Raw genomic sequence first — 12,227 nt, forward strand, 5'->3', positions numbered from 1 at the left:
GTTCTTAGGTTTTTTCCGGTGATCTGCGCTTCTAAAAAACAGCTCTTTCGCATCCGCTTGACCCCTCAAGAGGTTGCGCAAACTCCAAATTAGAACAAGGGAAACCGCGGAGACCAGGTCAAGTCCACCTTTCCGATAATCCTGAAAGGAGTTTTAATGACCCGATCCTAAAGCTAGTGGCCGAACTCAGCGACACAAAAAAGAGGTATCGAAATTACCCGAAAGGTCTTCAATAAAATATGCCTTTAAATCAGAAACCCGGGCAAACTCGGATGCACCAATGGAACGAATTGGTAAGCAGTCAGTAAGAAGAATCTCAATGCCAGACCCGAACAATATCGAGAAGTCTTTATGTTGCCACCCCCCGAGTAGGTTTTTCCGCTCTTTCAACAGTTTTCGATCCAAACCACGCTCCCATTCATAGTCACGTAGACTCGCGATTGATTGGCCGTTTAGCAAGAGTCGATACTCAGCATCTTCGACGTTTGAAATTACGATACTTCTTTCCTCGTCAAGTCTTCGAAACTCAGCTGCAAGAAATGAGAAATCAGATTCGGAGTACTTCATTTGCTCGAGCCTAGTAGCAATACCTGCCTCAAATCCGTCTTTGAATAAACCTATTCGATTGGCTCGTTCGTATATCCAGAGACTATCAAAAACTCCATAAATGAAGATTAAAAACACTATTGGTTTACGAAGTCTCGAAGGACCTTTTTCAAAAATATACAAAGCCCAAATTCCACACGAAATCGTTAACAAGGTGAGGAATTTCACCATATCCCATGAATTTTCATACTTTATGAAATTAAAAGAAACCAAGCACCCGAAGAAAATGCACAAGGCCGCGATTTTTGATACACGATCTAAATCCGTTAACAGAAGCCAAACGGGAACAAAAAGAAGAAATCCAAATTGCGCTATGTTAAAAACCACGCTCCTGAAAACGTCCCCGTCTATCGCACCCATTCTAAAGTGGAGACTTGAGTGGCCGTTATCTGCAAAAAGACCTGAGAGCAAATTCGAAAGTTGCGGGTTTAGTGAATAACCAAGTGCCAAAGAAGAAACTAGAAGTATCAAAGCGGCAAACAGCTTGCCTCGTAGTACGGTGACGAGAAGTACCACGGGAAGGAGTGCAGCATATGAAGTGGTGTGAATAATCGCCAGCGCAGGTAAACCTACGGCCGGTACCGATAAATCGAAAGATCGGATACCACCGCAGCAGAAAATAACAATGCTAACGATTGCCGGGAAGGCATGAGAGAACGATGGTTGCCCGAAATAGGTAATTAATGGAACATTGAATTTTTCCCCGTAGGCTTCTAAGTGCGTAATTTCTGGGGATCCGGTATGCCAATAAAGCGCGCAAAACATAGTTATCGCGGAGCCTGTAAAAAACACCAATGGCGCAAGAAGCCACATAGCGTTTGAATTTTCCCGATTTGCCCAACTCCAGATGGGTTGAAGAGAAAACTGCACAATTAGAATATTCAGAACGATATTTGCACCCAATGCACTTAAGCTGAACCAATGAGCGAAGAACGAAGGTATTATGTCTGTTCGCCAGTAATACAGCATCGGTATTTCTGGGAAGGCTGGCTCCGCTGGCGGGTAATTGCTATTAATTACGGATGACAGAACATAGTATCGTGTAGGTTCATCGAAATAGCGAAGGAGTGTGACACCAAAAGCGAAAAAGACAACTATCGCTAAACTTGCGGGTATCCGCCAATCGCTGACATGATACCGAAGCGTCATCCCCCAAAAATATATTACGAACAAAAAAACGAGTATTAAGGTGCTTACCAATATGAGATGATCAAAATCTAGCAAGAACTCAGAAACTACTGAAGTTGCAACAATAAATAGCGAGAATAAACTAGCTGATTGTGTAAGACTGCTTTTCCGTATTTGGGTGAAGTTAGAGACTTTCATCAAAACTCCGAACAACTAAAAAACTATAAAATTCTCCCCAGTCTCAGGCTATAATAGGCTCGATATTTCATGGGCAAGTTAATTGATTTTGGTGACGCCAAAATACACGGATGGATGTTGTTCACTCGCCATAGTATTCTTAGCGACCAGAATATGGGGGCTTATGAAACTCGGCAGTTCTATTTTCTGTAGCTGGTCGTTGAGGATCAACATCCAGTCTTTTTTACAATTCTCGTCAACACCTATTATTACTTATGAAAAGGTCGAAAAGCAGACCACTCACTAGTTCAGGAGTTTGGGGAAATTGCTCTTCGGCGGTTATTCGGCTTCTTCCAAACAAAACCCAAAGAAGAAATAAAACACACGTTCCACCTCTACTCATCAATACAGTATTTTAACTTAGGTCGACGTTCTCTATTCCTGCCGGGCCAGTTGCCAAATCTGGTTGTTCAAATGAGCAAGCGTCAGCGGCAGTGCTTCACGCCGGATACGTCCCCCCAGACAGACACGCACATACTGCTCCTGCGTGCCAACCGTCCGAAAGGCACTTTCGGGTGAGATGCCTATCTCGTGATTGGACATATGGGACATCAATGTTGCGCAAGTCACACCGTCGGGAAGGCGTAACCAAATGTTGAATGCGTGCGGGTGAGACAGGAATTCGGTCTCGGTTATGGTTTGCGCGGCGATGTCCTGTCGGACCGCGCTTTCCTTGCGGATAAAACGCCGGATTTGGTCTGCGGTGCCATCCAGAACCCACCGTGTGGCAAGCGCCATCGAAACCGGTGACGACATTACGGATACAGCCCGAATGCCATTTTCCATCGCAAACCCTGCTCGCGCATTGGGGGCGACCGAATAAGCCAGCCGAAGGCCTGCGCCGATGCATTTGGCCAGCCCACCGATATACCATGTCAATTCCGGCGCGCTGGCAGCCATAGGAGGGGGGGCGTCGGGCAGGACAAACCCATATGCGTCGTCTTCGATAAGGGGTAAGTTGTGTCGTTTGATGACACTGGCGATCTCGAGCCGGCGATCCTGCGGAACGGTAATCGTCGTGGGATTGTGCAGTGTGGGGTTCAGATAAAGCGCCTTTGGGGCGTGTCGAACAATTGCATCCTCTAACGCTTCAGGCAGGATGCCGTCCTGATCCATGGGCAAACCCACAAGTTTCAGACCAAGCTGCGCGGCTATTTTTTTGAACCCCGCATAGGTGATGTCTTCGCACAGCACACAGTCTCCGGCGCGGGCCAGAACGGTCAGAATAGCCAGCATGGTCGCATGCGCACCCGGTGTGACCGCAATCCGATCGAGATTGGGTACCAGACCGCGCATCGACAACCAGATCGACGCTGCCTCTTTGTCGATCTCACCGCCGATCGGGTTCTGATAGCGTAACAAGTGGACAAGATCGTCGGACACAGCCGACAGACCGGCCCGCATGCGCTCCAGAAGTTCCGGGTCGGTAGGTTCAGGCGGCGCGTTCATGGTCAGGTCATTGGCCAGCGCCCGCCTTTCGTCGCTGGTATTGCTCACGCTAAGCTGCGGCAGAACGAACGTGCCTCGACCGACATGAGACTCGACAAGACCCCGACTGATCGCCTCGGTATACCCGCGGGACACGGTCGTGAAGTCGACGCCGATTAAGTCGGCCAACCGCCGTTGTGGCGGAAGTCGATCACCGGGCAAAAGCACCCGGTCTTTCATGTCTTGTGCGATGCAATCTGCAATCGCCAGATAGCGAGGTTTGCCGGATTGTTCGATTCTTTGCGACCAGTTTTCCATCATCCGCCTGCAGAATTGCTGTAGTTTCGTGATATTGTATGCATAAATTGCAGACAATATTTGCCGCGCTTCTGGGCCCAATTCCAAGTGAATTAGCCCAAGACAGCCCATAAATTCATGCAAAACCCATGATTTTGCCTATCTGGTAAGCATATTCATACAATCAATACAATTACATTGATTGCAATATTGTATGCATTTGTGGCGACCCTGCCGAGCACCTGTCTAGCTAAGGACAACACCCAAGCGAGCGACAGGAGAACGCAATGCCCGAAGTAACAACAGCAGCCCACAAGGACGGTGATTTTTTCGTAAACTACGAAGAAAAGGTCTTTGAAGACGTACAGGCAGAAGAAGGTCAGAAAGCCCTTGTGACCTTCCATACGGTAGCCTTCGAAGGCTCGATCGGGCTGGTCAACATTCTTCAGGCGATCCGCCTTCAGCGGAAAGGTTTCGAAACCTCGGTTTTGTTGTACGGGCCCGGAGTTTCGCTGGGTGTCCAGCGTGGTTTCCCCACTTTGGGTGACGAAGCGTTTCCCGGTGCGCAGAACTACGCGGCAAACCTGGTGAAATTCATGAATGAGGGCGGCAAGGTTTATGCCTGCCGGTTCGCACTGCAAATGCTGATGGGCCATGGCGAGCCTTCTCTGCTGCCAGGTATCACACCGATCGCGCCGCAGGATGTGCTGGACCTCAAGCTGCTGCACGTACGGGACAACGCGGTGATCGTGGACACCTGGACCCTCTGATCCAAAGCTCCACCGAGGCGGTGATCGCACGGCCTCGGTGGTTTCAATCCAATCCGATCTGGGCGGCGACGCCGCCGCTCATTTCCCGAAAAAGGATGGGCCAATGTCAGACCACATAGTCCGCGCTGCTGCGGTTCAGATCGCACCGGATTTAACCGGTCGTTCCGGAACCATCGAACGTGTCCTGAACGCGATTGCCGAGGCTGCCGAAAAGGGGGCTGAGCTGATCGTCTTTCCAGAAACATTTGTGCCCTACTACCCCTATTTTTCATTCGTGCTGCCTCCAATTCAACAGGGGCCCGAACATCTGCGCCTGTATAACGAGGCCGTTGTTGTCCCCTCACCGGAAACGCAGGCTGTGGCAGATGCTGCGCGCAAACGAGGCGTCGTAGTCGTGCTGGGCGTGAATGAACGCGACAATGGCTCGCTTTTTAATACGCAACTGGTTTTCGATGCGGATGGATCACTGGCACTGAAACGCCGCAAGATCACCCCGACCTATCATGAGCGCATGATCTGGGGTCAGGGCGATGGTGCCGGCCTCAAAGTGGTTGACACAAAGGTGGGACGCGTTGGTGCGCTGGCCTGTTGGGAACATTACAATCCGCTCGCCCGCTATGCGCTGATGTCTCAGCACGAAGAAATTCATGTGGGCCATTTCCCCGGCAGTCTTGTTGGCCCCATTTTCGGGGAACAGATCGAAGTGACGATGCGCCACCATGCGCTTGAATCGGGGTGTTTTGTCGTCAATTCCACTGGCTGGCTGACCGAAGAGCAGATCTCCAGCATCTCGGATGACCCCAAGTTGCAAAAGGGTCTGCGCGATGGGTGTATGACCTGCATCATCTCACCCGAGGGTCGTCATGTGGTTCCCCCTCTGACCGAAGGCGAGGGCATCCTGATCGCCGATCTGGATATGAAGCTGATCACCAAACGCAAACGGATGATGGACAGTGTTGGCCACTATGCCCGGCCTGAATTGCTGCATCTGGTGCACGATGCGCGATCGTCGCAGCCTGTACGCCGGATCGAAGAAGCGCAGGACCTGAATGCAACACAAGACATGGAGGCCGAAGATGTCTGACGCCGAACTGATCAATGAATTGCAAACGCGTGGTATGCGTCTGGTCGATCCGACCGCAGGACTTGAAAGCCGCCGCGGAGGCGCAGGGCCAACCGACCATAAGGCTGTGACCGTGGGCGATACCACGGTGATGGTGCCCGTTCACACGGCCCCTGCCTTTGACAGCCCATATGTCGTTCAGGCACCGGGTGCCGACGGTCTGGCCGAGGTTACCAAGTCCGGAATGCCGATGGGTAAAATCCGGTTTCCGGGTAGACCGAAATTCTACGATCTGAAAACTGCGGATGGCATCGAATACAGCAAAATCGCTACCTTGCATTCGCGCGACGTTTTGGCGACCACGGTTCTGCAGACTTGTATCCGGTACGAGAGCCGTAAGAAAACCTGCAAGTTCTGTTCTATCGGCCAGTCGCTGGCGGCAGGACGGACGATAGCGCACAAGACGCCTCAGCAATTGGCCGAAGTTGCAAAGGCCGCCGTCGAACTGGATGGCGTGCGGCATATGGTAATGACCACCGGCACGCCCGCGGGAAAGGATCGCGGGGCCGCCGTAATGGCAGAAAGCGCAGCAGCCGTCAAAGCGGCCGTCGATCTACCGATCCAAGGCCAATGCGAACCGCCTGAAGATAATATCTGGCACGAACGCATGCATGCGGCCGGGGTGGATGCTTTGGGAATGCATCTCGAGGCCGTCACACCCGAGGTGCGAGAGCGTATCATGCCCGGCAAGGCGCAGGTCAGCGTTGAGAAGTACTTTGACAGCTTCCGAGCCGCCGTGCAGGTCTTTGGCCGGGGACAGGTTTCGACCTATATCCTGGCGGGGCTCGGCGATACGCGTGAAGCGATCCTTGAAACCTCAGCCGCGCTGTGCCGGATCGGAGTTTACCCCTTTGTGGTGCCGTTCGTGCCCGTATCGGGGACGCCATTGGAAAGTCATCCCGCACCGGGCTCGGACTTCATGGCCAGCCTTCTTCGGCCCCTCTCACAAATGATATTGAACGCGGGAATGAGCGCGGAAACCGTCAAAGCCGGCTGCGCCAAATGCGGGGCATGTTCTGCCCTGTCCACATACGAAAAGCTGAGGGCGTCATGAGTTTTCAGAACGCCCACACTTTCCTGTCGCCTGACTATATCATACGCGCCGCTGCGCTTCCGTGGGAGATGGACGGTGCACGTGATCTGCGTCAGCAGGTCTTTGTCGATGAGCAGGGCATTTTCACAGGGCACGACCGGGATGAGGTCGATGACATTGCAATGCCTCTGGTTGCCATAAGCACTTTTGCAGCTGAAGCGCATCAAGTGGTGGGTACTGTGCGAATTCACGAAGACAGCCCGTGCGTCTGGCGCGGATCCCGTCTTGCCGTTTCGCCCAGCCATCGCCGCCTGAGCCGCCTGGGATCAGAGCTGATTCAGTTGGCGGTATGCACGGCGCACGGGCGCGGATGCGACCGCTTTCTGGCGCATATTCAAATGCAAAATGTGACGCTGTTCGAAAGGTTGCATTGGTGTTCACTGCGCGAGGTCGAAATCCATGGCGTGCCGCATATGGAGATGCAGGCGGATCTGAACGCTTACCCACCAATCCCGGATCCTTTTGCCGGGTGGAAAACACTCGCGCCCCGTCAGGCGCGCCTGTGAAGGGGGTATCAGCAATGAAGCCACATCTACCCTTACGCCAAATCGTGCGCGAGCTGCGCGAACACCCTTCGGTTCGGGGCAAGTTGGACATTGCCCAAAGCACCGCAACACTTGGTCTGAGCCCGTCCAGCAAAGGCCAACCCGGAGATGACTGTGCCGTGCTGCCCAATGGCGAGGGCTACGATCTGTTTGCTTGTGAAGGTTTCATCAATGCCTTTGTTCAGGCGGATCCATGGTTTGCAGGCTGGTGCGGCGTCATGGTCAATATCTCGGATATCCTGTCGATGGGTGGGCGCCCACGTTGTGTTACCAACGCGATCTGGGCTCCCAGCGCCGAGCAGGCACAACCGGTTCTCGCTGGTATGAAGGCCGCTGCCCAAGCCTATGATGTTCCGATTGTGGGTGGCCATACGAACCTGCGCACGAGTGAGCTGCAACTGTCTGTGTCAATCTTGGGCCATGCAAAACGGGTTATTTCCAGCTTTGCGGCCAAACCCGGCGATGTTCTGATCTGCGCTGTCGATCTGCGTGGTAGTTACCGCGAGCCTTTCGACAACTGGAATGCGGCCCTGACAACACCACCCGCAATGCTGCGCGAAAACATGGAAATTCTACCCGCTTTGGCCGAAGCCGGGCATGTTACGGCAGGTAAGGACATCAGCCAGGGGGGTATCGTGGGCACCGCGCTGATGCTTGCCGAGGCTTCCGGCGTTGGCATCGACATACAGGTCGAAGCATTGCCGCGCCCAGACCATGTCGATCTGCACCGCTGGCTGCGCAGCTTTCCAAGCTTCGGCTTCTTGCTGAGCGCCCATGGTGATCATGCCGAAGCAATCTGCGAGGCGTTTCAGAACCGGGGTGTCGCCGCCACGATCTGCGGTGATGTCAACGAGGGCAGTACAGTTCACCTGACCGGTCGTGAGGGATCCGCCCTGTTCTGGGACTATGCCCGCGCGCCTTATCTGAACCTGTACGCGAAAGAGGCCCCGAATGCCTGAGACACGTTTCACCATTCGCTGGCCCGACGAGCAGACCGAGGAATGCTATTCACCGTCGACTGTCGTACGTGATTTCCTATCCGCTGGTTCGGCTTATCCGTTGGATGACTTTCTGGCGCGCTGCCGCGAGTCCCTAGAACTGGCAAGCACCAGGGTCGAGGCGAAATACGGCTATCGCTGCTCTAGCGCCGATGCCCAATTGGCCCGAATTGAACGCAAGGCAAGCACTTTCGAAGCACCGGCAGATGTCGTCTGCCTTTCGATTTCCTAAGGAGTATAACGTGGCACATCGTGAGCAAAAATCTGTTGTCATCGTCGGAGGTGGTCAGGCCGGTCTGTCTGTCAGCTATTACCTGTGCCAAAGGGACGTGGATCATGTTGTGCTCGAGCGGCACAACAAGTTCCATTCGTGGCGCGTCAACCGTTGGGACAGCTTTTGTCTGGTCACGCCGAATTGGCAATGCAGGCTGCCGGATTTCCCGTATCAGGGCAACGATCCAGACGGGTTCATGGTCAAAGATGAGATCACCGATTACCTTGACGCATTCGCGGACACCTTCAATCCACCCATAGTCGAGAATTGTTCTGTCACCCGGATCACAAAACGCCCCGGCGGCGGGTATCTGGTGGACACCAGCAAAGGCAACTACACGACCGATCAAGTGGTGATTGCAACAGGTGGATACGACAATCCGATTGTCCCGCCTTACGCCGCAAATCTTGATCCCTCAATTGTTCAGATGCATTCGGTCGACTATCGCAACCCTGAACAGATGCCCGAAGGTTCAACCCTTGTTGTCGGAACCGGCCAGTCCGGTGTTCAGTTAATGGAAGACATGCATCTTCAAGGGCGCAAGGTGCACCTGGCCGTTGGCCCGGCGCCACGCTCACCCCGCAAATACCGGGGACGGGACGCGACCGACTGGTTGCATGATATGGGTCATTACCAAATCACAATCGACCGGCATCCCGATCCGGAACACGCCTTAACCAAAACCAACCATTATATGACCGGCCGCGATGGTGGTCATGAAATCGACCTGCGTAAGTTCGCGCTTGAGGGTGTCTCTCTCTACGGATCAGTCGCTGGTATGGAGGGGAAGACAATCCAATTTCTGCCGGATCTCGGGGAAAATCTTGACGACGCGGATGACAGCTATTGCGGTATTCGACAGGCGATTGATGCTCATATTGAGAAAAACGGCATCGACGCGCCCTCAGAGGCTGCGTTCGAGAAAGTCTGGCACCCTGCGCAGGAGATCACCGAGATTGATTGCGAGGCAGAAGGGATCACCTCCATCTTGTGGGCTATCGGTTTCCGGCCGGACTACGACTGGATTGATGTCGACGTTTTTGATCCCCGCGGACGACCGGTCTATGAGCGCGGGATTTGTCGCGAGGACGGATTTTATTTTATCGGGCTTGGCTGGCTCAACACATGGGGGTCTGGGCGCTTTTTGGGAATCGACGAAGATGCGCGCTACCTGGGCGAAGCGATTTCGGCAAAGGCGACATCCGGACTATTGGTCGCGTCCTGATCTGGCGTCTGGCTATCAGTAGCAGTTGGGTTCCAAAGGCGATAGGTCCGAAGACTTGTAGCAGAAGCCTCAATTTAAAATTGATAATTGAACGCTTGAGATAAGAGTGTTTGCGATAACTATTGCGCGCTCGAACTTGTTGCAAAGCTGCAAGTCAATCGGGTTGTCGACTTTCTTTCAAGCATTGGGCCCAAGGAAGATCAGAACAGTGTTCGTGACCTGGATGCGGAAAAGACGAACATTGTCGTCGGCTACAAAACCGCAATTGGAAGGCCAATGATAGGTCTAGACTACCGAAAATAAGTGACAAGTCTTAACGAAAACGTGATTTCGTTTGTCCAAGGATGATCCAACATTTCTACGAGAGCCGTCTAAGATCGCACTATCAGAGAAACGCAGATCAGACGCAATCTTACTACGACCAGATGCGATAGTTCACGGGAGCAAATAATTGAAAACTTCGTTGACAAATTATCTGACTAATGCCCCGCGATGCATTGTTTTATCAGCATCAATTTTCATGCTGACCATGGCCCATTCTGGGCCACTACAAGCGCAAACGGCGAACCCGCTGCCGGACTACGTGATCGAAGAGTTCGGGCACCCACCGGATGTGCCAAATGGTCCGCCCAGCCCTGAAATTCGGGCTGCTCTGAAAGTCGCGTTCGTCGACAGTGTGGTCAGCTCGACGTGGGGTGAAAATCAACGGCTCGCCTTGGCGGATATCGCGGCATCTGATGACCCCCGTTTGGCATGGATTATCAGCGACTTGATGCGATTTGTGCCTTCGCAACAGTTGAGCACAGAATTAACAAACGCTGCTGCCGCGCTTTTGGAAACAGAGATTGGGTTGGAAAATGGCTGGGGGCTCGTTACAGACCATCTTATTGCTTGGGATATTCCCGCGCCGCCCGACTATCTTAATTTCAAGCGGTCGATCTTCACTAATGTCGTGCCTGGGTGGGAGCGCATTTTTGTAGAAGGAGACATAGATTGGCGTTTGGTCTCCTGGGGCGGCGTTCTGATCGATGATCGCCCCTATGACACGACCGACAATGGGTGCAATTGCATACCTGCTGCCGACAACCCACAGGTCAGTAGCGCCGAGGACGCAACTTGGCTAAAAGACGACGACGTCGTTTTTGGTATTTCGATAAACGGTGAACACCGCGCCTACCCGCGACGCATTATGGAAGTGCGTGAGATGGTCAACGACACGTTGGGCGGCCGCGACCTCGGCATCCCCTATTGCACGCTGTGCGGCGCGGCGCAGGCATATTTTACCGACCGTATGCCGGAAGGGGTCGATCGTCCGATCCTACGGACTTCGGGACTGCTGAGCAGGTCCAACAAAGTCATGTATGACCACAACACGTTCTCAGTATTTGATACGTTCTTGGGCCATGCTGTTACCGGCCCTCTGGCCGATAAAGGTTTGCAGCTGGAACAGGCAACAGTCGTCACGACGGACTGGGGAACCTGGAAGGCACTGTATCCGGACACCACGGTTTTACTTGAGCGTTATGCACTGGGTCGCGACCCCGATTTCCGCAACGGACGAGACGCGAACGGACCTATTTTCCCCATCGGCGATGTTGATCCGCGCCTGCCCGTCCATGAAGACATCATTGGTGTTGTCACGGCATCCGGCACACCCGTTGCTTTCCAAAGAAGTACCGCGCTTGTGGCCTTATCACGCGGAGATGAGATCGTTGTCGAAAACGTGCGGCTGGAACTTGAGGCCGGAGGGATAAAAGCCGTAGGATTAGACGGATCAGACCTTGGCAGCCACCAAGCGTTTTGGTTTGCCTGGTCCCAATTCCATCCCAACACAGAGCTTTGGCAGCAATAGCGGGTTTTTTGGCTTCTGCTTGCTTGTTCCGGTTGTTAACCGCAGCATCGTCCAGTCCAGCGCTGGACGTTAGCCTGCGTCATCCACGTAGCTAATCCAATAGAAGCCTGACCTACGTCACGGTCGTCGTATTTCTTCAACTCTTAATCAAATAGCGGGAGATGCGGAGCACTATTCCGATGCCCTTAATTCACGAACAAGTTCGGCATTTTCGGCCTCCCAAGTCTTGAAGCGCTGATAGGCCAAGATGTTTTGCTGTGCTGTCAATCGGCTTTCCCTGCCGTCCAAGCTGTCCTCTATGAAAATACGCTTCGCTGCTTGATAAGAGTTATTGCACGCAAAGCGTTGGTCCTGAGACAGTTTGTCATCAACAGCAAGAGCCGCACACTTGTAGTAGATACTTAGAAGAGCAACCAATTCGATCATGGTCATTACCGTAACACAATGATCGCTGAAACGAACATCAAGATATCGCGTGCTTCAGCGATAACTCGTTTTTTCTTTCGCCCATGAAATCGAAGAGGTGCCACCCAGTACTGGTTCGCCCCGACCTACCTCCCAAGGCTCTCTCCTTCATAACGAGAGTCTGCGGGTTTGGTTTTCATATTCTCCGTCGTCTGATTGGGCAAGCGCGCCGGGCGCGGAGCCCTC

At 53.1% G+C, this 12,227-nt stretch carries 11 protein-coding genes; 8 read left to right on the plus strand and 3 right to left on the minus strand.

Annotated elements, in window-relative coordinates:
- Positions 1-186: 186 nt before the first annotated feature.
- On the minus strand, positions 187-1,932 hold the full coding sequence (locus ACR0DG_RS21285; RefSeq protein ID WP_480700486.1) for a hypothetical protein: 1,746 nt from the start codon (positions 1,930-1,932) through the stop codon (positions 187-189).
- 414 nt (positions 1,933-2,346) lie between these two features.
- Entirely contained in the window at positions 2,347-3,717 is a 1,371-nt protein-coding gene (locus ACR0DG_RS21290; RefSeq protein ID WP_480707331.1) for an aminotransferase-like domain-containing protein, read from the minus strand.
- Between the two features lie 266 nt (positions 3,718-3,983).
- Here ACR0DG_RS21290 and ACR0DG_RS21295 point away from each other — a divergent pair, with 266 nt between their 5' ends.
- From ACR0DG_RS21295 to ACR0DG_RS21330, 8 genes are all read left to right on the plus strand, one after another.
- Positions 3,984-4,466: an MSMEG_0572/Sll0783 family nitrogen starvation response protein gene (locus ACR0DG_RS21295; protein WP_480700490.1), complete on the plus strand. Its 483-nt coding sequence runs from the start codon at positions 3,984-3,986 to the stop codon at positions 4,464-4,466.
- Between the two features lie 103 nt (positions 4,467-4,569).
- Positions 4,570-5,550 carry a Nit6803 family nitrilase gene (locus ACR0DG_RS21300; protein WP_480700492.1) on the plus strand — a complete coding sequence of 327 codons (981 nt, stop codon included), beginning with the start codon at positions 4,570-4,572 and terminating at the stop codon, positions 5,548-5,550.
- Entirely contained in the window at positions 5,543-6,643 is a 1,101-nt protein-coding gene (locus ACR0DG_RS21305; RefSeq protein WP_480700494.1) for an MSMEG_0568 family radical SAM protein, read from the plus strand. The genes ACR0DG_RS21300 and ACR0DG_RS21305 overlap by 8 nt, the downstream gene beginning before the upstream one ends.
- The gene (locus ACR0DG_RS21310; RefSeq protein WP_480700496.1) at positions 6,640-7,188 is read left to right on the plus strand and encodes an MSMEG_0567/Sll0786 family nitrogen starvation N-acetyltransferase; all 549 of its coding nucleotides are present in this window, start codon (positions 6,640-6,642) and stop codon (positions 7,186-7,188) included. The genes ACR0DG_RS21305 and ACR0DG_RS21310 overlap by 4 nt, the downstream gene beginning before the upstream one ends.
- Positions 7,189-7,202: 14 nt before the next feature.
- Positions 7,203-8,186 carry a sll0787 family AIR synthase-like protein gene (locus ACR0DG_RS21315; RefSeq protein WP_480700498.1) on the plus strand — a complete coding sequence of 328 codons (984 nt, stop codon included), beginning with the start codon at positions 7,203-7,205 and terminating at the stop codon, positions 8,184-8,186.
- Positions 8,179-8,457, plus strand: coding sequence for an MSMEG_0570 family nitrogen starvation response protein (locus ACR0DG_RS21320; protein WP_480700500.1), 279 nt, complete (start codon positions 8,179-8,181; stop codon positions 8,455-8,457). Before ACR0DG_RS21315 ends, ACR0DG_RS21320 begins: the two co-directional genes overlap by 8 nt.
- Before the next feature lie 10 nt (positions 8,458-8,467).
- A complete protein-coding gene (locus ACR0DG_RS21325; protein ID WP_480700502.1) occupies positions 8,468-9,724 on the plus strand; it encodes an MSMEG_0569 family flavin-dependent oxidoreductase in 1,257 nt (418 codons plus the stop codon).
- Between the two features lie 520 nt (positions 9,725-10,244).
- Positions 10,245-11,576, plus strand: a complete 1,332-nt coding sequence (locus ACR0DG_RS21330; RefSeq protein ID WP_480700504.1) for a DUF3179 domain-containing (seleno)protein — start codon at positions 10,245-10,247, stop codon at positions 11,574-11,576.
- A gap of 171 nt (positions 11,577-11,747) precedes the next feature.
- Here the strand turns inward: ACR0DG_RS21330 and ACR0DG_RS21335 are convergent, their stop codons facing one another.
- The gene (locus ACR0DG_RS21335) at positions 11,748-12,008 is read right to left on the minus strand and encodes a hypothetical protein (RefSeq protein ID WP_480707333.1); all 261 of its coding nucleotides are present in this window, start codon (positions 12,006-12,008) and stop codon (positions 11,748-11,750) included.
- Positions 12,009-12,227 lie beyond the last annotated feature (219 nt).

The sequence above is a fragment of the Ruegeria sp. BG8 genome, from assembly GCF_056538325.1.